The organism is Burkholderia sp. Tr-20390 (genome assembly GCF_017104595.1).
In the GTDB taxonomy this organism is placed as follows: Bacteria; Pseudomonadota; Gammaproteobacteria; order Burkholderiales; family Burkholderiaceae; genus Burkholderia.
Genome location: NZ_JAAGPC010000049.1, coordinates 1 through 18262, shown reverse-complemented (window position 1 = coordinate 18262; position 18262 = coordinate 1). Strand labels below are relative to the sequence as shown.

The 18262-nt window shown below is 67.9% G+C and carries 22 protein-coding genes and 1 pseudogene; 3 read left to right on the top strand and 20 right to left on the bottom strand.

Features of this window, described 5'->3' with window-relative positions:
* Positions 1 to 43: 43 nt before the first annotated feature.
* The 14 genes from G3N98_RS15930 to G3N98_RS15865 all read right to left on the bottom strand — a co-directional run bounded on the left by G3N98_RS15930 (position 44) and on the right by G3N98_RS15865 (position 10313).
* Positions 44 to 901, bottom strand: coding sequence for an ABC transporter permease (locus G3N98_RS15930; RefSeq protein ID WP_089438879.1), 858 nt, complete (start codon positions 899 to 901; stop codon positions 44 to 46).
* Positions 902 to 938: 37 nt separating this feature from the next.
* Positions 939 to 1736: an ABC transporter ATP-binding protein gene (locus tag G3N98_RS15925; protein WP_039351969.1), complete on the bottom strand. Its 798-nt coding sequence runs from the start codon at positions 1734 to 1736 to the stop codon at positions 939 to 941.
* Positions 1737 to 1857: 121 nt separating this feature from the next.
* A complete protein-coding gene (locus tag G3N98_RS15920; RefSeq protein WP_069249187.1) occupies positions 1858 to 2862 on the bottom strand; it encodes an ABC transporter substrate-binding protein in 1005 nt (334 codons plus the stop codon).
* Between the two features lie 184 nt (positions 2863 to 3046).
* Positions 3047 to 3517, bottom strand: coding sequence for a hypothetical protein (locus G3N98_RS15915; protein WP_206148633.1), 471 nt, complete (start codon positions 3515 to 3517; stop codon positions 3047 to 3049).
* A gap of 59 nt (positions 3518 to 3576) precedes the next feature.
* The gene (locus G3N98_RS15910) at positions 3577 to 4272 is read right to left on the bottom strand and encodes a hypothetical protein (protein WP_241025936.1); all 696 of its coding nucleotides are present in this window, start codon (positions 4270 to 4272) and stop codon (positions 3577 to 3579) included.
* Positions 4273 to 4338: 66 nt separating this feature from the next.
* Positions 4339 to 5121, bottom strand: a complete 783-nt coding sequence (gene fliR, locus G3N98_RS15905) for a flagellar biosynthetic protein FliR (RefSeq protein ID WP_206148632.1) — start codon at positions 5119 to 5121, stop codon at positions 4339 to 4341.
* A gap of 23 nt (positions 5122 to 5144) precedes the next feature.
* Complete coding sequence (gene fliQ / locus G3N98_RS15900; protein WP_039351961.1) at positions 5145 to 5417, bottom strand: flagellar biosynthesis protein FliQ; 273 nt, start codon at positions 5415 to 5417, stop codon at positions 5145 to 5147.
* A 20-nt stretch (positions 5418 to 5437) separates the two neighbouring features.
* Positions 5438 to 6199 (bottom strand): flagellar type III secretion system pore protein FliP, encoded by a 762-nt coding sequence (gene fliP, locus G3N98_RS15895; protein ID WP_027788754.1) that lies wholly within the window; start codon positions 6197 to 6199, stop codon positions 5438 to 5440.
* A 36-nt stretch (positions 6200 to 6235) separates the two neighbouring features.
* Positions 6236 to 6799, bottom strand: a complete 564-nt coding sequence (gene fliO / locus G3N98_RS15890; RefSeq protein WP_175237688.1) for a flagellar biosynthetic protein FliO — start codon at positions 6797 to 6799, stop codon at positions 6236 to 6238.
* Positions 6796 to 7287 (bottom strand): flagellar motor switch protein FliN, encoded by a 492-nt coding sequence (gene fliN / locus G3N98_RS15885; RefSeq protein WP_206148631.1) that lies wholly within the window; start codon positions 7285 to 7287, stop codon positions 6796 to 6798. The genes fliO and fliN overlap by 4 nt, the downstream gene beginning before the upstream one ends.
* The gene (gene fliM, locus G3N98_RS15880) at positions 7280 to 8278 is read right to left on the bottom strand and encodes a flagellar motor switch protein FliM (RefSeq protein WP_069246733.1); all 999 of its coding nucleotides are present in this window, start codon (positions 8276 to 8278) and stop codon (positions 7280 to 7282) included. Before fliM ends, fliN begins: the two co-directional genes overlap by 8 nt.
* A gap of 22 nt (positions 8279 to 8300) precedes the next feature.
* The gene (gene fliL / locus G3N98_RS15875; protein ID WP_089424119.1) at positions 8301 to 8837 is read right to left on the bottom strand and encodes a flagellar basal body-associated protein FliL; all 537 of its coding nucleotides are present in this window, start codon (positions 8835 to 8837) and stop codon (positions 8301 to 8303) included.
* 263 nt (positions 8838 to 9100) lie between these two features.
* Positions 9101 to 9823 (bottom strand): LrgB family protein, encoded by a 723-nt coding sequence (locus G3N98_RS15870; RefSeq protein WP_069246735.1) that lies wholly within the window; start codon positions 9821 to 9823, stop codon positions 9101 to 9103.
* A 13-nt stretch (positions 9824 to 9836) separates the two neighbouring features.
* Positions 9837 to 10313, bottom strand: coding sequence for a CidA/LrgA family protein (locus tag G3N98_RS15865; protein ID WP_069246736.1), 477 nt, complete (start codon positions 10311 to 10313; stop codon positions 9837 to 9839).
* A 140-nt stretch (positions 10314 to 10453) separates the two neighbouring features.
* On the opposite strand from G3N98_RS15865, the gene G3N98_RS15860 reads away from it, so the two are divergent.
* Positions 10454 to 11380: a LysR family transcriptional regulator gene (locus tag G3N98_RS15860; RefSeq protein ID WP_085041246.1), complete on the top strand. Its 927-nt coding sequence runs from the start codon at positions 10454 to 10456 to the stop codon at positions 11378 to 11380.
* Between the two features lie 37 nt (positions 11381 to 11417).
* On the opposite strand, the pseudogene G3N98_RS15855 reads toward G3N98_RS15860, so the two are convergent.
* From G3N98_RS15855 to G3N98_RS15845, 3 genes and pseudogenes are all read right to left on the bottom strand, one after another.
* Positions 11418 to 11665: pseudogene (locus tag G3N98_RS15855) on the bottom strand (type II toxin-antitoxin system prevent-host-death family antitoxin).
* Between the two features lie 115 nt (positions 11666 to 11780).
* Entirely contained in the window at positions 11781 to 13340 is a 1560-nt protein-coding gene (locus tag G3N98_RS15850; protein ID WP_206148630.1) for a DHA2 family efflux MFS transporter permease subunit, read from the bottom strand.
* Positions 13341 to 13517: 177 nt separating this feature from the next.
* Complete coding sequence (locus G3N98_RS15845) at positions 13518 to 14009, bottom strand: MarR family transcriptional regulator (protein WP_089471858.1); 492 nt, start codon at positions 14007 to 14009, stop codon at positions 13518 to 13520.
* Between the two features lie 174 nt (positions 14010 to 14183).
* On the opposite strand from G3N98_RS15845, the gene G3N98_RS15840 reads away from it, so the two are divergent.
* Both G3N98_RS15840 and G3N98_RS15835 read left to right on the top strand, forming a co-directional pair.
* On the top strand, positions 14184 to 14468 hold the full coding sequence (locus G3N98_RS15840; protein ID WP_089439027.1) for a multidrug ABC transporter ATPase: 285 nt from the start codon (positions 14184 to 14186) through the stop codon (positions 14466 to 14468).
* Between the two features lie 276 nt (positions 14469 to 14744).
* Positions 14745 to 16316: an efflux transporter outer membrane subunit gene (locus G3N98_RS15835; RefSeq protein WP_175237689.1), complete on the top strand. Its 1572-nt coding sequence runs from the start codon at positions 14745 to 14747 to the stop codon at positions 16314 to 16316.
* A 22-nt stretch (positions 16317 to 16338) separates the two neighbouring features.
* On the opposite strand, the gene G3N98_RS15830 is transcribed toward G3N98_RS15835, so the two are convergent.
* The 3 genes from G3N98_RS15830 to gspL all read right to left on the bottom strand — a co-directional run.
* A complete protein-coding gene (locus tag G3N98_RS15830) occupies positions 16339 to 17127 on the bottom strand; it encodes a type II secretion system protein N (RefSeq protein ID WP_206148629.1) in 789 nt (262 codons plus the stop codon).
* Between the two features lie 32 nt (positions 17128 to 17159).
* Positions 17160 to 17666, bottom strand: coding sequence for a type II secretion system protein M (locus tag G3N98_RS15825; RefSeq protein WP_069249188.1), 507 nt, complete (start codon positions 17664 to 17666; stop codon positions 17160 to 17162).
* Positions 17663 to 18262: type II secretion system protein GspL (gspL, locus tag G3N98_RS15820; RefSeq protein ID WP_206148628.1), on the bottom strand; the 600-nt coding region annotated here is incomplete at its 5' end. The genes gspL and G3N98_RS15825, both read right to left, overlap by 4 nt.

The following is an 18262-nucleotide window of genomic DNA, read 5'->3' as shown; positions in this document are numbered from 1 at the left end:
CGGCGCGGTCGGGTGTGTCATGTCAGGCGTCCGTCTGCGGCGTTCAGAACGCCGCGGGGCGCCACTTCAGCAGCCGCTTCTCGAGCCACGTCAGCAGGTAGTCGGCGGCCAGCGCGACCACCGCCAGCACGATCATCGCCGCGAACACGCCGCTCGCGTTGAACGCGCCCTGGGCGGTGGAGATTAGCAGGCCGATGCCTTGCTTGGAACCCAGGAATTCGCCGACGACCGCCCCGACCAGCGCGAAGCCGAAGCTCACGTGCAGGCTGGCGAGAATCCAGCTCAGCGCGGACGGGATCACGACCGACGTGGTGATCTGCCGGCGCGACGCGCCGAGGATCTGCGCGTTCGCGATCAGGTAGCGGTCGGCTTCGCGCACGCCCTGGAACGCGTTGCCGAACACGACGAAGAACACCATCACGACGGCCAGCGCGATCTTCGACGCCATCCCGAGGCCCAGCGCGATCACGAAGATCGAGCCGAGCACGACGCGCGGAATCGAGTTCGCGATCTGGATGTACAGGCCGAACACGTCGGCCATCAGCTTGTTGCGGCCGAGCACGATCCCGCAGATCACGCCGGCCACCGAGCCGATCACGAAGCCGATGCCGGTTTCCTCGAGCGTGACCCACACCTGCGTGAGCAACGGGCCCTGCGACGTGCCGTTGACGAACCAGTCCTGGATCTGCGCGAAGATCAGCGTCGGTTGCGAGAAGAAGAACGGATCGATCCACTTCAGCCGTGCGGCGAGTTCCCACCCGCCCAGCACGATTACGAGTACGGCGATCCGCAGGCCGATGATCAGTTGCCGGCGGCGGCGCAGGCGGGTTTGAGCGGCGCGCGACTCGTCCTCGAGCGACGTTGCCGGAATGGCGGTGGGGGGAAGCGTCATGTCGGTCATGCTCCTGTCCTTGCGGTCCTTGCCTTGAGCGTATGCGTCAGCCGATCTGCACTTCTTCGCGCAGGTCGTGCCAGATGTCCTTGGAAATTTCGATGAAGCGCGTGTCGTAGCGGATCTCCGACGTGACGCGCGGGCGCGGCAGGTCGATCTCGTACACGCGCTTGAGCGTGGCGGGCCGCGCGGTCAGCACGAACACGCGGTCGGCCAGCGCGATCGCCTCCTCGAGATCGTGCGTGACGAACACCACCGAGCCCTTGTTCGCCGACCAGAGCTGCAGCAGCTCGTCCTGCATCAGCGTGCGCGTCTGCATGTCGAGCGCGGAGAACGGCTCGTCCATCAGCAGGATTTCCGGCTGGTTGATGAAGGTCTGCGCGAGCGCGACGCGCTTTCTCATCCCGCCGGACAGCTGGTGCGGGTAGTGCTTCGTGAACTTGTCCAGGCCGACCTTGCGGATCCATTCCTCGGCCTGCGTGTACGCGACGTCCTTCGAGCGGCCGCGAAACAGCGGGCCCGCCGCGACGTTGTCGATCACGTTGCGCCACGGGAACACCGCGTCCGCCTGGAACACGAAGCCGATGCGCGGGTCGATCCCGTCGACCGGACGGCCCATCACGCGCACCTCGCCCGTTGCGGGCTTGAGCAGCCCGGTGATCAGGTTCAGCGTCGTCGACTTGCCGCAGCCGGTCGGCCCGACGATCGCGATGAACTCGCCGCGCGCGACGCTCATGCTGAAGTCGCGCAGCGCGACGGTGGCCTTGCCTTCCGGCGAAATGAAGCGGCACGACACGTTGCGAAACTCGATCGCCGGTGTGCTCGGGGAGACTGCCTGATTCATCGCATTGATCCTGCGGGTGAGGAGAGCGTCGCAGCGTGGCGGCGCCGGGCCGGTCAACCGGGCCGGAACGGGGAGCGCACGGCGGCGGGATCGCCGCCGCCGGCGCGACTGCCGAGTTCGATTACTTCGCGTTCACGAAATCGTTCGTGTAGGTGCGCGCCAGGTCGATGTGCTTGCCCTTCACCGACGGGTTGAACGCCGACAGCACCTTCAGCACGGTGGCCGGGCCATCGGCCGGCATCTTGCCGTCGGCCGTGTACATCGGCAGCGACGCCTTCAGCGCGCTCACGTACAGCGCCTTGTCCTTCTGGTAGTCGGCCGGCATCTTCGCGGCGATCTCGTCGGCGCTGTGCGTGTGGATGAACTGCATCGTCTTCGCGAACGCGTGCGCGAGCTTGGTCGCCTGATCCTTGTGCGAATCGGCCCACGCCGACTGCACGTACAGGCTCGCGGCCGGGTAGGTGCCGCCGAGCGCCGCGCGCGTGCCTTCCAGCGTGCGCAGGTCGACCAGCACCTTCGCGTCGCCCATCTTCTCGAGCGCGGACACCGTCGGCTCGGTCGTCATGCCGGCGTCGATACGGCCCTGCTTGATCGCGGCGATGAAGCTCGCGTCGGCGCCGACCGGCAGCATCGTGTACTGGGTCGACTGCACGCCGTGCTGGAGCGCAAGGTACTGGGTGAGGAAGCTGGTCGACGAGCCGAGGCCCGTCACGCCGAGCGTCTTGCCCTTCGAGTCGGCCATCGACTTGAAGGTCGGCGCGGCCTTGGTCGACACCATCTCGACTTCGCCCGGCACCTGGCAGAGCACGGCGATCGCCTTCACGTCCTTGCCCTTGCTCTGCAGGTCGACCGTGTGGTCGTAGAAGCCGACCACGCCCTGCACGGCGCCCGCCAGCAGTTCGTTCTCGGCGTCGACGCCGGCCGGCTGCGACAGCAGCTCGACGTCGAGCCCTTCCGCCTTGAAGTTGCCGAGCTCCTGCGTGAGCCGCGCGGGCAGGTAGATCAGCTTCGCGATCCCGCCGACCATGATCGTGATCTTGCCGCCGTCGTCGGCGAAAGCGGGGTGAGCGGCGAGCGCGCAGCTGAGGCTGGCTGCAACGGCGAGGGTGCGCAGGATGGGTCGCATCGGGATCGTCTCCTTCGTTGTATTCGTATGGCGCGATGCTTGCTGCATCGTCACGACGAGTATAGGGAGGCGAAACCTTCTGCAACCTTTCGCGGGTTGGCGGTTCGTTTAGGGGTTTTCCAGCAATTTCGGGGCAGCGGGCCGGCGCAGGAAGAGACAGGCTGCGCCGTATGCGGCCGGTTGCTTAAATTGGCGCGATCCCGCCGAGGTCGATGCGAGCGAGATTCCCGTCGGGCGCGGCGGCAACCGACAGATTCGGTGCGATCGCGTACCTGATCGACGCATCGTCTTGCCAGATCAGGGAGAGGCAGCGTGCCGAGTCGTCGTAGGCAACCGCCGGTTCGCGGACGCTCGCGCGACCGAGCGCGTCAAATGCGGCACTGAAGCTCGGCGTATGCGGCGACACCGGAATGGGCGGCGCTGGATCGGCTTTTTGCCAATGATCGGCGTTGGTATAGAAGTCGAACGAACACAAGCGGCCGGCGCCGTCGAGCGTGAGCGCCAAGCTGCCGGCGGTGATGACGTGACGGGTGTCGGGCCGCACACGAAACTGGTCGTCAAGTCGGTCACGGAGAACGGATGGTCGTGCCGTCGGATTCTCCGGCGCATGGCGAATGTCGCAGGACAGCGTGAAGCCATCTGCGTCCCATTGCATGCAAGCGGTCGCCGGCACGGCGAGCGGCGCGGCACGAACGATTATCCCGGTCATATTGGCTAATGCCTGTAGACAAAATGCAGCACCGTGTAATCGCTTTCGCGGACGACAACATCGAGCTGATAGCGAACGCCTCGGTGCGTCATCGGCGCAGTGTACTGGAAGATCCCACGGTGTCCTTTGGGATCCGGTATGCGCTTGCCATGACGAATGGCCAGTCGAAGAATGTGAACCGGCACGAAGCGCCAGGGTTCTTGCATATGCGCGAGCGGAACGGCAGCGAGGCGCAGTTGCTTGCCTGACGACGCAGCGAAGCGCGTTCTGAGGCCCGATAGTGCGGACCGACCGATGATCGCGTGAGTACCGTGCGCACCGATCCTCGCCAGTGCGCGGGCACCCGATCGCCACACGGCACCGACAACGAAAATCGCATCGAGCGGATCGATGAGCGGCGCTTCCAGCGGCTTCTCGGTGACCGAAATGCATGTGCCGTCGAGATCGTATATACATGCGACGCCACCGGTTTCCGTACGGTATCCGATGATGGCGTCCAATCGACTGTCAAACAGCGGCTCCGCATGAACGGGCAGATTCGATGGCCGAATTTCGAACCAGGCAGGAGATACTGGCGCACGACCACGCCATACGTGTGCCGCTTCTGTACCCGTATAGAGCATGCTGGATGATCGACCCTCGACGAGGCTCGTTTCGCTGGATGGGTCCGCCAGCGTATTTTTCGCGAACGTCCAGAGCAATCAGACACGTTCGAAAAGCGAGGGGGCAGCGCGAAAACCCTGTCGCGATCGACGAGTATTGCCGCGTCAGCGCCAGCCCGTCAGCACCCGCCCCATCGCGTCGAGCCCCATGTCGAACAGGTGCGCCACGAACGGCACGAGGTTCGGGATCATCAGTTGCACGAGCAACAGCCCGACGAGCATCGTGACGGGAAAGCCGACCTGGAACACGCCGATCTGCGGCGCCGCGCGGTTCAGGATGCCGAGCGCGAGGTTCGCGATCAGCAGCGCCGCGATCACCGGCAGCGCGAGCAGCAGCCCCATCTCGAACACCGTCGTGCCGAACCCGGCGAGCGTGCGCCAGCCGGGCGCGTGCAGCAGGTCGGCCGACACCGGCAGCGACTGGAACGACGCGGTGAGCGCGGCGAACACCTGCAGGTGACCGTCCACCGCGAGGAACGCGAGCATCGCGATCGCGTTCAGGAAGCGGCCCATCGCGGGCGTCGCGCCGCTCGTGTGCGGATCGAAGAAGGTGGCGAAGCCGAGCCCCATCGACAGCCCGATGAAATCGCCGGCCGCCCCGACCGCCGCGAACACGATCTGCATCGTGAAGCCCATCGCGACGCCGATCAGGAACTGCATGACGACGATCCAGATGCCCTGCGCGGAGAACACGGTGACGTCCGGCATCGCGCCGAGCGTGGGGGCGACGACCAGCGCCATGAACGCGGCGAGGCCGATCTTCACGCGGATGGGCACCGCCGCATGGCCGACGACGGGCGCGGTCGCGACGAGCGCGAGCATCCGCACGAACGGCCACAGGAACGCCGTGAGCCAGCCGTTGAGCTGCGCGTAGGTAACCGAGAACATCGCCGCCGGGTGGTGCGCGCGGCTCAGCCGACGCCGAGGGTCGCGACGTGCAGCAGCGTCTGCCGCAGGTAGTCGAGCATCGTCGTCATCATCCACGGGCCGGCGATCACGAGCGTCGCGGCGACCGCGAGCAGCTTCGGGATGAACGACAGCGTCGCCTCGTTGATCTGCGTCGCGGCCTGGAACAGGCTCACGACCAGGCCGACCGCGAGCGCGACCAGCAGCAGCGGGGCGGCCAGCAGCAGGCCGACCATCATCGCGTGGTGCGCGAGCGTCATCACTTGTTCGGGCGTCATCGTGCGTGTTCCTCCGCGGCTTACGTAAAGCTCTGCGCGAGCGAGCCGATCAGCAGCTGCCAGCCGTCGACCAGCACGAACAGCATCAGCTTGAACGGCAGCGACACGGTGGACGGCGACACCATCATCATCCCCATCGACATCAGCACGCTCGCGACAACCATGTCGATGATCAGGAACGGGATGAACACCGTGAAGCCGATCTGGAAGCCGGTCTTCAGCTCGCTCGTGACGAACGCCGGCACCAGCAGCGACAGCGGCACGTCCTCGGGCCCCTGCATCGGCGCGGCCTTCGAGATCTTCGCGAACAGCGCGAGATCGGTCTCGCGGGTCTGCTTCAGCATGAAGGTCTTGAACGGCGCGACGCCGCGCTGCACCGCCTGCTCCATCGGCATCGAGCCGTCGGAGAACGGCTTGTAACCGTCGTTGTACGCCCGGTCGAGCACCGGCGACATCACGAAGAAGGTGAGGAACATCGCGAGGCCGACGAGCACCTGGTTCGGCGGCGTCGTCGCGGTGCCGAGCGCCTGGCGCAGCAGCGACAGCACGATGATGATGCGCGTGAAGCTCGTCATCATCAGCAGCATCGCCGGCAGGAACGACAGCATCGTGAGCAGCAGCATCGTCTGCACGCTCAGCGAATACGTGGTGCCGCCGTGCGGGCCCGGGCTCGCGTTGAATGCGGGCAGGCCGTTCGCCTGCGCACAGGCGAGCGCGGGAGCGAGGCAGAGGATCAGCACGGGCGCGAAGCGCGCCGCGCGATGCAGGAAGGCGTGTTTCATCGGAATGCGGGGTCGGAAAGAGGGCGCGGCGCCATGTCAGCGGTCCTTGCCGCGACCGAGGCGCTTCGCGGCTTCGCCCGCGAGCGCGTCGCGAAACCGCGAGCCGAACGTGCCGGGCAGGCCGCCGTCGGACGGGGCGGCGCCGGCGGGCGCGTCAGCGGAAACCGGGGCCGCCGCCGAACCGGCCGGCAGCGTATGCAGCAATCGCACGTTGCCCGGCGCGACGCCGAGCACGAGCCAGGTGTCGCCGATCTCGACGATCGTCGCGCTTTCCTTCGCGCCGACCGCGACGCTCGACACGACCTTCAGCGGGCCGCCGCGGCGTGCATGCTGGAAGCCGAAGCGGCGCGCGAGCCACGCGCACGCGAACACGAGACCGATCACGACCGCGAGCCCGACCAGCGTCTGCAGCACCGCGCCGAAGCCGAGCGACGGTGCGGCCGAGCCGACCATCACGCTCGATGCGATCGACCCGGGGTGGTTCACCGCGTTCATGTCGGCGGCGCCGGCCGGCGTGCAGGCAAGCGACGCCGCAATGGCCGCGGCAGCCGCTGCCACGCTTGCGACGCGCACGCGGCGGCCGGGCTTTACTACGTTCATCGATTCAGCTTCCGGATGCGTTCGGCCGGCGTGATGATGTCGGTCAGGCGGATGCCGAACTTGTCGTTGACGACCACGACCTCACCCTGCGCGATCAGGCAGCCGTTCACGAGCACGTCCATCGGCTCGCCGGCCATGCCGTCCAGCTCGACGACCGAACCTTGCGCGAGCTGCAGCAGGTTGCGGATCGCGATCTTCGTGCGGCCGAGCTCCACGGTCATCTTGACCGGGATGTCGAGAATCATCTCGATGTCGTTGTGCGTCGAGCTTGCCGCGGCCTTCGACAGCGGCTGGAACACGCCGGCGCCCGTCGCACCGGCCGGCACCGGCTGCTCGTTTTGCTCGGCGAGCGCGGCCGCCCAGTCGTCCATGCCCGGATCTTCTTCCGCCGCGGCCGGTGCCGCCTGCGCGGCGGCGGCCGATGCCGCGAGGGCCGCGTCGGCCATCGCTTGTGCGTCGTCCTCGGGCGTCTGGTTCAGCTCACTCATATCCACCTTCCTTCATCGAATCGCCCGCGCTGATCATCTTCTGCACGCGCAACGCATATTGACCATTGAAAATTCCGTAGCCGCATTCCATCACCGGCACGCCGTCGACCTTCGCGGTGATCGTGTCCTCGATCTCCAGCGGCAGCACGTCGCCCGCGCGCAGGTTCAGGATCTTCTCGAAGTTCGACGAGATCTCGGCGAGGTTCGCGGTCAGCTCGACCTCGGCGGACTGCACCTGCTGCGACAGCACGCGCACCCAGCGGCGGTCGACTTCGAGCGCCTCGCCCTGGATCGGCGACGCGAGCACGTCGCGGATCGGCTCGACCATCGAGTACGGCATGCAGATGTGCAGCGTGCCGCCCGTCGGCCCGAACTCGATCGAGAACTGCGTGACGATGACGATCTCGTTAGGCGTCGCGACGTTCGCGAACTGCGTGTGCATTTCCGAGCGCACGAATTCGAACTGCAGCGGCCGCACGCTCTTCCATGCGGTCGTGTAGTGCTCGAACACGAGGTTCAGCAGCTTGCCGATGATCCGCTGCTCGGTGGCCGTGAAATCGCGGCCCTCGACGCGCGTGTGAAAGCGCCCGTCGCCGCCGAACAGGTTGTCGACGACGAAGAACACGAGGTTCGGGTCGAACACGAACAGCGACGTGCCGCGCAGCGGCTTCACGTGCACCAGGTTCAGGTTCGTCGGGATCGGCAGGTTGCGGGTGAACTCGCTGTACTTCTGCACCTTCACCTGGCTGACGGAGATTTCCGCCGTGCGCCGCATGAAGTTGAAGATGCCGATCCGCAGCAGGCGCGCGAAGCGGTCGTTGATGATCTCGAGGCCGGGCATCCGGCCGCGGACGATCCGCTCCTGCGTCGCAATGTTGTAGGGGCGGACGCCCGATGTGTCGCGCTGTTCGTCGACTGAATCGGCTTCGCCCGTGACGCCCTTGAGGAGGGCATCGACCTCCTCCTGGGACATGAACTCCTGGTGACCCATACGCGCTCCTTTCTCGGCCGCGTTACTGGACGACGAACTCGGTGAACAGCACGTCGTCGACCTTCGCGCGCTGGTTGCCCGGCTGGGTCGGCTGCTCGATCAGCTCCCGCAGTTCCTTCGCGAGCGAACGTTTGCCGTCCGGTGTCGCGAGCTCCTCGGGATGCTTGTTCGACAGCGCGAGCAGGATCCGGCTGCGGATCTCCGGCATCCGCGCGGTCAGTTGCTCCTGCGCCTTCGAGTCGGTGAGCTTCAGCGACAGGCCGACGCGCAGGTAGTGCTGTGCGCCGTCGTCGGACTGCAGGTTCACGGTCAGCGGGTCGAGCGGGAAGAACACCGGCGCGGCCAGCGGCGCCGGCTCGGCGGGCTTGCTCGCATGGCCGACGCCTTCCTTGCTCAGGAACACGTACATGCCGCCGGCTGCGGCGGCTGCCGCGCCCAGCGCGATGACGGCGATCAGCGCGATGCGCTTGAACTTGCCGGAGGAAGCCGGCTTGTCGGCGGTCGGGTTTGCGGTCGTGGAGGCCATGTGAATGCGTGCGTGATGTCTCGTAGCATGCATTGTTCGGCATCCGGGCCGAGGCCGATGGGCGGAAAAGAGGGGGGATTTGCGGCTATCTCAGCCGATTGTCGGCCGGGTGTCGGCTCGATGCAGGGTAAGTGGGGGCGGAAAGGGCCGCCGGGGCGGGCGGCTGAAGCGGGTGGGGTGGGTGGCGTAGGGCGTGAGCGCCGTACCCGCCGCGCGGGGCCTGCCGCGCCGCTGGCGGCAGGCACGATTGAGCCAGGCCAGGCCAGGCCGGCGCCTGGCGGGCGTCCGCCGCCCGGTCAGATCGGCAGCAGTGTCAGGAGCGGCGCGATCAGCACCATCGCGACGCCCGCGATCATCATCGTCAGGCTCGACACGACGCCTTCCTCGCTGCCGATCTCGCGCGCCTTCGCGGTGCCCACGCCGTGGGCGGCCGCGCCGAACAGCGCGCCGCGCGCGAGCCGCGTGCGCATCGGCACCAGCGCGAGCACCAGCTCGCCGAGCAGCATCCCGCAGATGCCGGTCGCGATCACGAACAGCGCGGTGAGATCCTTCGGCGCGTGGATCTTGTCCGATACGGCGAGCGCGAACGGCGTCGACACCGAGCGCGTCATCAGCGAGCGCTGCAGCTCGGGCGACAGGTGCAGCAGCTTCGCGAGCAGCAGCGACCCGCACACGCCCGCACTGATCCCGACCGCGACGCCGACCGACAGCGACAGCCAGTGGCGGCGGATCAGGTCGCGATAGTCGTAGATCGGCACCGCGAACGCGATCGTCGCCGGGCCGAGCAGCCACATCAGCCAGCGCGTGTCGTGGAAGTAGACCGAATAGGGGATGCCGGTCAGCAGGACGAGCAGCACCAGCACGCCCGGCACGAACACGAGCGGCGAGAACAGCAGCGTCTTCTTGTATGCGTAGAGCCGCTTCGACGCGAAATACAGCACCACCGTCAGCACGAAGCAGCCGAACGAGATCGCGGTGTTCGCCTGGTCGGCGGACAGGTTCGACAATGCGGCAAGCATGGCAGGCTCCGGCTCAGTGGGCGGACGCGGCGGTGAGGCGCGTGCGGCGGCGTTCGGCGAACACGCGCTGTGCGGCGAGCCGGCGCTCGAGCTTCGCGGCGAGGTCGACCGCGACGGCCACCGCGACCATCACGAACGCGGTGCCGGCGAGCATCACCAGCGCGATGCGCCAGCCGTCCTCGCGGAACAGCCCGCCGTACTGCACGGCCGCGACGGCGGCCGGCACGAAGAACAGCAGCATGTCGGACAGCAGCCAGTTCGCGCCGTCCTTCACCCAGGCGGGCGCGACGCGGCCCGAGAACAGCAGCACGAGGAGCACCGCGAGGCCGATCACGCCGGACGGAATCGGCAGCCCGATCTTGCGCACGGCCCAGTCGACCGCCATCCACAGCGCGCCGAGCGCGGCGGCCTGCAGCGCGATCCGGCCCGTGCGGGCCAGGCTGCCCGAAGCGGCGGGGCGGGCGGCGAGTGCGGCGGTCGGCTTGGTCATGGCGGGCTCCCTACAGATATTCCGTTGATGGTGGGAGTATAGGGTTTCCCCTAACCATAAATAAAATGACTTGTCTCTATCCTTGTCATTCCAATTCGGAATTCACTTTCTGATCGCCGCACCACTTTGGGGAGTCATCGATGGAATTGCGCGCGTTGCGGTACTTCGTCGAGGTGGTTCGCCAGCAGAGTTTCACGGCGGCCGCCGACAAGCTGTTCGTGACCCAGCCGACCATCAGCAAGATGGTGAAGGCGCTCGAGGACGAGATCGGCTCGCCGCTGCTGCTGCGCGACGGCCGGCAGATGGTGCTGACCGACGCGGGGCGGATCGTGTTCCAGCGCGGCCAGGACGTGCTCGCCGCGCAGGCGCAGCTGCAGTCGGAGCTGAACGATCTCGGCACGCTCGGGCGCGGCGAGCTGACGATCGGCATCCCGCCGCTCGGCGGCTCGCTGTTCACGCCGATCATCGCCGCGTACAAGCAGCGCTATCCGAACATCGAGCTGAAGCTGTTCGAGCAGGGCGCGCGGATGATCGAGGCCGCGCTGACGTCGGGTGAGCTGGAGCTCGGCGGGCTGCTGGAGCCGGTCGATCCCGGCACCTTCGAGCGGCTGCCGATGGTGCGCGCGCCGCTGTGGCTCGTCGCGCCGCGCGAGTCGCGCTGGGAGGATCACGCGGCCGTGCCGCTCGCGGATCTCGCGCGCGAGTCGTTCGTGTTCTACGCGGAAAGTCTCGCGCTGCACGACGCGGTGCTGGATGCGTGCCGGCAGGCCGGCTTCACGCCGTCGATCGTGAGCCGCAGCGGCCACTGGGATTTCATGGCCGCGCTCGTGCATGCGGGGGTCGGCATCGCGCTGCTGCCCGAGCCGTATTGCCGGCGGCTCGACGCGGGCCAGTTCACGTGCCGGCCGATCGTCGAGCCGGAGATCACGTGGGCGATCGCGCTCGGCTGGCTGAAGAAGGGGTATCTGTCGCACGCGGCGCGCGCGTGGCTCGACGTGGCGCGGGCGACGCTGCCGATCGCGCCGGGTGACGATCTGGCGTTCGGCGGGTTGCGGGCGCGGGAGTGATGCGCAGCGCGCGATCAGACGAGCTGGATCGACAACTTTACCCGCCGCTCTCGAACAGCTTCGAAATCGTATCGCGGCCCATCGAATCGAAGTGATCCGGGACACGAATCTGCCTCTTCATGAAGCCGATCCGGCTTCGTGAAACGGGCTTCGGCATGTCGATCGTACGACCCTGACGAGCGGCTTGCCGGCTTTGGCAATCACAAACGGCTTGCCAGTGTCGACGGCTTTGTCGATCAACTGCGGCAGGCTCGTCTTTGCTTCACCCATGTCGTAAGTCTGCATCGCACCCTCGAAATCGGCCGAATTGAAACAATCTTGTCGGCTTAGTTTAGTTTGAAGATGCGAGAAGGCGAGCGCGCCCGCAAGACGTCGCAGTGCCCGCCGCCAGTCACTGGTTTCAATGCCCCATCGCCGGCCCCGCACCCTTCCTCGGCTTCGTGACCCACACGAGCGCCGCGAGCGCGCCGAACATGAACGCCGACAGCAGGAAGAAGTCGTTGGTCGCCATCATGAAGCCCTGTTGCGTGACGAGCTGGTTGAGCTGCGCATTGGCCGTCTGGCCGACGATGCCGAGCTGCGACAGCGCACCCTGGTAGTCGGTCGTGCTCTGCGCATACACGCTCACCGATTCCGACAGCCGCGCGTGGTGGTAGATCGCGTCGTTCTCCCAGAACGTCGAGCTGGCCGCGGTGCCGATCGCGCCGGACAGCGTGCGCAGGAAGTTCGACAGCCCCGACGCGCTCGCGAGCCGGTCGTCGGAGATGCTCGACAGCGTGATCGTCGTCATCGGCACGAAGAAGCACGCGACGCCGATCCCCTGCACGAGCCGCGGCAGGATCACATGGTTGAACGGCACGTCGAGCGTAAACGTCGAATTCCAGATCGACACGCCGGCGAACACGATGAACGCGAAGCTCGCGACCATCCGCAGGTCGAGCCGGTGCATGTTGCGGCCGATCAGCGGCGACAGCACGAGCGCGAGCAGCCCGACCGGCGCGGTCGCGAGGCCGGCCTTGCCGGCCGTGTAGCCCATCACCGTCTGCAGCCACAGCGGGAAGATCACGACCGAGCCGAAGAACGCCATGAAGCCGAACGAGATGATCATCGCGCCGAGCGCGAAGTTGCGGTCCTTGAACAGCGACAGGTCGACCACCGGCTCCTTCTCGGTCGCCTCCCACACGAGCATGAACGCGAGCGACACGACCGCGATCAGCGCGAGCGCGACGATGAACGTCGAGTTGAACCAGTCACGGTCCTTGCCGAGGTCGAGCATCATCTGCAGGCACGACACGCCGATCACGAGCAGTGCCAGGCCGATCGCGTCGATCCGCTGCTTCGACGTCTTCGTCTCGCGGCCGCGCAGCAGGAAATACGCGCAGGTCGCCGAGAAGATGCCGATCGGCAGGTTGATGTAGAAGATCCACGGCCACGTGTAGTTGTCGCTGATCCAGCCGCCCAGCAACGGGCCGAAGATCGGGGCGACGATCACCGTCATCGCCCATAGCCCGAGCGCGAGCCCGCGCTTCGCGGGCGGGTAGCTGCGCATCAGGATCGTCTGCGACAGCGGCACCATCGGCCCCGACACGAGGCCCTGCAGCAGCCGGAACGCGATCAGCGTCTCGAAGTTGGTCGCGAGGCCGCACAGCGCCGATGCGACGGTGAACGCGAGCACCGACAGCGTGAACAGCCGCACCTCGCCGACCCGCCGCGCGAGCCAGCCGGTGAGCGGCACCGCGATCGCGGACGCCACCGAGTATGACGAGATCACCCAGGTGCCTTCGCTCGTCGCGACGCCGAGGCTGCCGGAAATGGTCGGCACCGCGACGTTCGCGATCGACGTGTCGAGCACTTCCATGAAGGTGCCGAGCGCGAGCCCGACGGTGAGCAGCGCGAGCGCACCGCCGGACAACGGCGCGGGTTCGGCGGCGGGGGCGGCGGATGCCGTGGTGGCGGACATCGGAATCTCCTAGACGCGGCGCGCGCGATGCGCCGGCGCAACGCACGGGTGTGCGCCGCAGCGCAACCCGGCCGGGTGGAACGGATAAAGGGAAAAGGGGAGCGCGTGCCTTGTCATCTTCTGCCCAGACAGATAAATAAGCGAGTGCTTAACCTAGACATGGGGCCTCCGCGCACCTCAGCCGTCCGCTTCGTCGTCGGGTTTCGGGCAACCGGTCGAACCGGGCCCGTTGGCGATGAAGCGCTGCAACAGGCCGGTGAGCGTCACGAGCTCGTCGGCCGAGAAACCGTCGAGTTGCGCGTTGAGCGCGTTCGCGATCAGCGACGGCAGCGCACGCGCGGCGTCGGCGCCGCGTTCGGTCAGCGTCAGCTCGATCATCCGGCGATCCTGCTCGCTGCGCGAGCGGGCGACCAGCCCCTTGCGTTCGAGGCGGTCGAGCATCCGCGTCATCGACCCGCTGTCGTACGACATCTTGCGGGACAGCTCGAACGGCGTGCGCGCATAGCCGCGCGACAGCAGCAGGATCACGCCGATCTGCTGCGCGGTGAGGTCGAGCGGCTCGAGCGCACGGTCCATCCGCTCGACGAGCGCCTGCTTCGCCTTCGACAGGTAATAGCCGAGGCTCGTTTCCAGCGCGATGTTCTCGGGATCGTAGAGGCCGCCGGTCATGCGATTGCGCGCGCAGCAATAGTGCGTTTCAGATTTAAACGCGCCCAGTATCTTGAAAATTGCTTGCTTAGTCAATATTATTTGAGGCAACCAGTTACGACGTGCATGTTGCACTGCCGGAGACTATGTTCTGACCGATGCGCCCGCGCTGCGGGCACCCCGAGGATGTTCGCGATGCTGTTCCTGAAAAATGCCGCCGGCGCGCTGCGCCGCAACCTGACCGATACCGCTCATCATGCGTTTTCCGGGCCGCACCGCGGCTGGAAGATCGCGCTGTACGTGACGATGCTGGTGGTCCCGGGCGGCTCGCTCGCGGCGCTCGGATTCGCATGGTTCGATCATCGCCGGCAGCGCAACGCGAAAGACGGCGCTCGCCGCGCGGGCCAGCCGGCCGCGACGGAGCCGTCGACATGGCGGTCCGCCGCCGAACCGCTCCCGCTGCCCGCGCGCTGCCACTGACCGCTGACCGCGCGCGTGTCCCGCCTTCCTGGCTGCTCCGACTGAGCGCCGGCCGCGCCCCGCACGGCCGGCGTGGCCTCCCCGTCTTCCCGTCAGCTGGCCGTAATGGCCGGTAAACCGGCCGCTCGCGCCGGTAACACATTCCTGTCCCTGCGCACCGTACCCTTGGGGCTGCGCAGCTTTCCAGCCGTCAGTTACCATTTGTCCGCCAGCGGCACGACGACCGCATCGCGCGACGCCGCTCGCCGGACGTCGCGCCCAGACAGGAAAACCACCATGCCGTACGCCTCCCTCCCGCGCGCCCTTCGCCCGCTGAGCGCCGCCGTCGCCGTCGCGACGGCCGTGCTGCTCGCCGGCTGCGCCGTCGGGCCCGACTATCACCGGCCCGACACGTCGATCCCCGCCGCCTACAAGGAAGCGCCGGCCGGCTGGAAGGTCGCGCAGCCCGCCGACCGCACCGACCGCGGCGCGTGGTGGACGGTCTACAACGACCCGCAGCTCGACGCGCTGATCGGCAGGCTCAACGCGTCGAACCAGACCATCGCGCAATCGGCGGCCGCGTACCGGCAGGCGCGCGCGCTCGTCACCGAGGCGCGGGCCGCGTATTTCCCGACCGTCGGGCTGACCGCGTCGGGCTCGCGCGCCCGCACGCCGCGCACGTCGGTGTCGTCGGGTTCGTCGTCGAGCTTCGGCAGCGGTTCGTCCGGCTCGATCAACAACAGCTACAGCGTCGGCCTCGACGCGAGCTGGGAACCGGACCTGTGGGGCAAGGTGAGTCGCACCGTCAGCGCGCAGCGTGCCGGCGAAGCGGCCGCCGCGGCCGATCTCGCGAACGCTCGGCTGTCGCAGCAGGCGCTGCTCGCGCAAACCTATTTCCAGCTGCGCACGTCCGATGCGCTGCAGAAGCTGCTCGACGACACCGTGAAGTCGTACGAACAGTCGCTGAAACTCACGCAGAACCAGTACGCGCAGGGCGTCGCCGCACGTGCTGACGTGATCCAGGCGCAGACGCAGCTGCAGAGCGCGCAGGCCGCATCGATCGACAACGGCGTGGCCCGCGCGCAGTACGAGCATGCAATCGCGACGCTGATCGGCGAACCGGCGTCCACTTTCTCGCTGCCGCCGAATCCGCTCACCGCCGAGCCGCCGATCACGCCGGTCGACGTGCCGTCCGCGATCCTCGAGCGCCGGCCCGACATCGCCGCGGCCGAGCGCCGTGCGGCGGCGGCGAACGAGCAGATCGGCGTCGCGATCGCCGCGTTCTTTCCGACGCTCACGCTGTCGGCCACCGGCGGCTTCCAGAGCTCGGTGTGGTCGCAGCTGTTCACGCTGCCGGCGCGCTTCTGGACGGTCGGCCCGCAGCTCGCGGCCACGCTGTTCGACGCCGGGCTGCGCGCCGCGCAGACCGACGCCGCGCGCGCGACCTACGACCAGGACGTCGCCGCGTACCGCCTCGCGGTGCTCACCGCGTTCCAGGACGTCGAGGACAACCTCGCGTCGCAGCGCATCCTCGCGCAGGAAATCGACGTGCAGCGGCAGGCGGTCGACAGCGCCGAGCATTCGCTTGCGATCGTCACGAACCAGTACAAGGCCGGCACGGTCGCCTACCTGAACGTGCTGACCGCGCAGACCACCGCGTTCACCGCGCAGCAGAAGCTCGCGACGATCGCCGGGCAGCGGATGACGTCGTCGGTCGGGCTCGTGAAGGCGCTCGGCGGCGGCTGGAACGTCGCGGAGATGGCGCGCGAGAACGGCGACGTGGCGGCGCCTGCACCGGTGCCGGCGTCCGGTGCGGCCGCGCCCGCGGCCACCGCACCGGCGGTCGCCGCGCCGCTCGCGCAGAAGTAGGAAGAAAAGGGCGACGCGCGCGTCAGCGCTGCGCGTCGCCGAAGATCAGCGACACCTCGTTGTTGCCGATCGGGTGGCCGAGCAGGTTCAGCAGCCCCGCGAGGTTCGCCTGCTGCTCGGGCGCCGAATGCGCGGTGCCGCGGAACGAGCCCTGGCCCGGGCCGAAAGTGCCGTGGCCGTCGAGGAACAGCGGGCCCTGCGTCGTCGACAGGTCGAGATCGGCGCCGGCCCCCTTCGCCTGCAGCACCGCGCGGTACGAACCGAGCGGCTTCACGCGCGAGACGCGCGAACTCATCGACTCGATCGTCACCGTCAGCTGGCCGAACGCGTTGTTGCCGATCAGGCGCCAGTCGCTCCAGCCGAGCCGCACGTCGCCCTGCAGGTCGAGCGTGTTGAACGGTGTGCCAAGCCCGGCGAGCAGCGACGCGGGCACGGCCATCGTGCCCGCCGACAGCACCGCGCCGCGCCACGTCGCATCGAGCGTGACCGCGTCGGGCATCGCCTCGGTCTGCCGCATGCGCATCTGCACGCGCCCGGTCAGCAGCGGCCAGAAGCGCGTGGTCCATTCGACCCGGCCGGGCAGCAGCGTCGCCGCGCTCTGGTCGGCCCCCGGCGCGAGCATCAGCGTGCCCGAGCCGTGCCACAGCGACCCGTCGGGATCGACGAGATTCACGTGCCCGCCGGTCGCGCGCGCGAACTGCGGCGCGATCCACGCGGCCGGCGCAAGTGCGACGAGCGTCACCGCCGTCGCCAGGCCGCCCGCCAGTACCCACGGCAATGCGGTGGCGAGCCGCTTCAATCCCGGCCTCATCGGCCGACCGCCACTTGCGTCGTCCAACTGCGTCATTTCTGCGTAGACGGTTGCATCACGGCCGTCAGGTCGACCTGGCCATCGTCCTTCAGCGCGGTGGCATGCGCCTCGCCGACCTGCACCTTGAACTGCCGGCGCGCATCGTCGAGCCACTGCGTCCACGCCGGGAACGACACGTTCTTCATCTGGATCTGCACGCCGTTGCCGACGATCTGCACCTGCGCGCCCTGCAGCCCGTGATCGGACAGCGACGCGGTCAGCGCGTCCTTCAGCGCGAGGCCGGTCGGTGCCACGCCCTGCGCGGCGGCCGTCAGCGACTTCGCCTCGTTCGCCTGCGCGGTCATCTGCGCCAGCTCGCGGCGCATCGTCGGCAGCTCGCGCTGGATCCGCGCGCGGCCTTCCTGCGCGGGCGACCACAGCACCGAATACGCGATCGCGACCGCCAGCACGGCGCCGCCCCAGCCGAGCAGCATCTTTTCGCGCTGGGAGCGCTCGCCCCAGAACTGGGCCAGCGTCTGGTTCAGTTGTTCCGTCTTCATGAGCGGCTCCGGATCGTCCATTTGCCCGTGTTGCTGTCGACTTCGCCGGACAGTCCGTTACGCGCGAGGCGCTGCGTGAAATCGGGATCGACCTTGACCTCCGGCTTGAAGCCGACGTCGAGCCGTCGGTCGTGATAGTCGAGCGACGCGATGCCGTTCAGCGGCAGCGCGCCCATCGAACGCGACAGCCCGCTCGCCAGCGCGAGGAAATCGTTCGGCGACAGTTCGCCGGCCGCGAGACGCAACTGATCGAGCTGGCGCTGCATCTGCGCGGGCGGATCGAGCACCGTCGTCGTTTTCGGGAACGCGGACAGCAGCGTCTCGGTGATCTGCGCGGACAGCGCATCGCGCTCGCGCGACAGCTTCCACCAGTGCAGGTTCATCCCGATCACCGCCACGCCGAGCGTCGCCGCGACGAGCGCGAGCGGCACGCGCAGGCGCTTCACCGTCGCGCGGTCGAAGCGCCACGGCTGCGATTCGAATTCGAACTGGCACAGGTCGAACTTCTCGGTCAGCGCGCGCCGCGCGAACGCGTCGAACGACAGCGGCGCGGCGCCCGGCAGCAGCGGGCCGCCGTCGGTGCGGCCGACCGATGC

Coding starts and splice junctions, on each gene's coding strand:
- G3N98_RS15930 (WP_089438879.1), bottom strand. CDS start 901: ATGACCGACATGACGCTTCCCCCCACCGCCATTCCGGCAACGTCGCTC.
- G3N98_RS15925 (WP_039351969.1), bottom strand. CDS start 1,736: ATGAATCAGGCAGTCTCCCCGAGCACACCGGCGATCGAGTTTCGCAAC.
- G3N98_RS15920 (WP_069249187.1), bottom strand. CDS start 2,862: ATGCGACCCATCCTGCGCACCCTCGCCGTTGCAGCCAGCCTCAGCTGC.
- G3N98_RS15915 (WP_206148633.1), bottom strand. CDS start 3,517: ATGCAATGGGACGCAGATGGCTTCACGCTGTCCTGCGACATTCGCCAT.
- fliR (WP_206148632.1), bottom strand. CDS start 5,121: ATGTTCTCGGTTACCTACGCGCAGCTCAACGGCTGGCTCACGGCGTTC.
- fliQ (WP_039351961.1), bottom strand. CDS start 5,417: ATGACGCCCGAACAAGTGATGACGCTCGCGCACCACGCGATGATGGTC.
- fliP (WP_027788754.1), bottom strand. CDS start 6,199: ATGAAACACGCCTTCCTGCATCGCGCGGCGCGCTTCGCGCCCGTGCTG.
- fliO (WP_175237688.1), bottom strand. CDS start 6,799: ATGAACGTAGTAAAGCCCGGCCGCCGCGTGCGCGTCGCAAGCGTGGCA.
- fliN (WP_206148631.1), bottom strand. CDS start 7,287: ATGAGTGAGCTGAACCAGACGCCCGAGGACGACGCACAAGCGATGGCC.
- fliM (WP_069246733.1), bottom strand. CDS start 8,278: ATGGGTCACCAGGAGTTCATGTCCCAGGAGGAGGTCGATGCCCTCCTC.
- fliL (WP_089424119.1), bottom strand. CDS start 8,837: ATGCATGCTACGAGACATCACGCACGCATTCACATGGCCTCCACGACC.
- G3N98_RS15870 (WP_069246735.1), bottom strand. CDS start 9,823: ATGCTTGCCGCATTGTCGAACCTGTCCGCCGACCAGGCGAACACCGCG.
- G3N98_RS15865 (WP_069246736.1), bottom strand. CDS start 10,313: ATGACCAAGCCGACCGCCGCACTCGCCGCCCGCCCCGCCGCTTCGGGC.
- G3N98_RS15860 (WP_085041246.1), top strand. CDS start 10,454: ATGGAATTGCGCGCGTTGCGGTACTTCGTCGAGGTGGTTCGCCAGCAG.
- G3N98_RS15850 (WP_206148630.1), bottom strand. CDS start 13,340: ATGTCCGCCACCACGGCATCCGCCGCCCCCGCCGCCGAACCCGCGCCG.
- G3N98_RS15845 (WP_089471858.1), bottom strand. CDS start 14,009: ATGACCGGCGGCCTCTACGATCCCGAGAACATCGCGCTGGAAACGAGC.
- G3N98_RS15840 (WP_089439027.1), top strand. CDS start 14,184: ATGCTGTTCCTGAAAAATGCCGCCGGCGCGCTGCGCCGCAACCTGACC.
- G3N98_RS15835 (WP_175237689.1), top strand. CDS start 14,745: ATGCCGTACGCCTCCCTCCCGCGCGCCCTTCGCCCGCTGAGCGCCGCC.
- G3N98_RS15830 (WP_206148629.1), bottom strand. CDS start 17,127: ATGAGGCCGGGATTGAAGCGGCTCGCCACCGCATTGCCGTGGGTACTG.
- G3N98_RS15825 (WP_069249188.1), bottom strand. CDS start 17,666: ATGAAGACGGAACAACTGAACCAGACGCTGGCCCAGTTCTGGGGCGAG.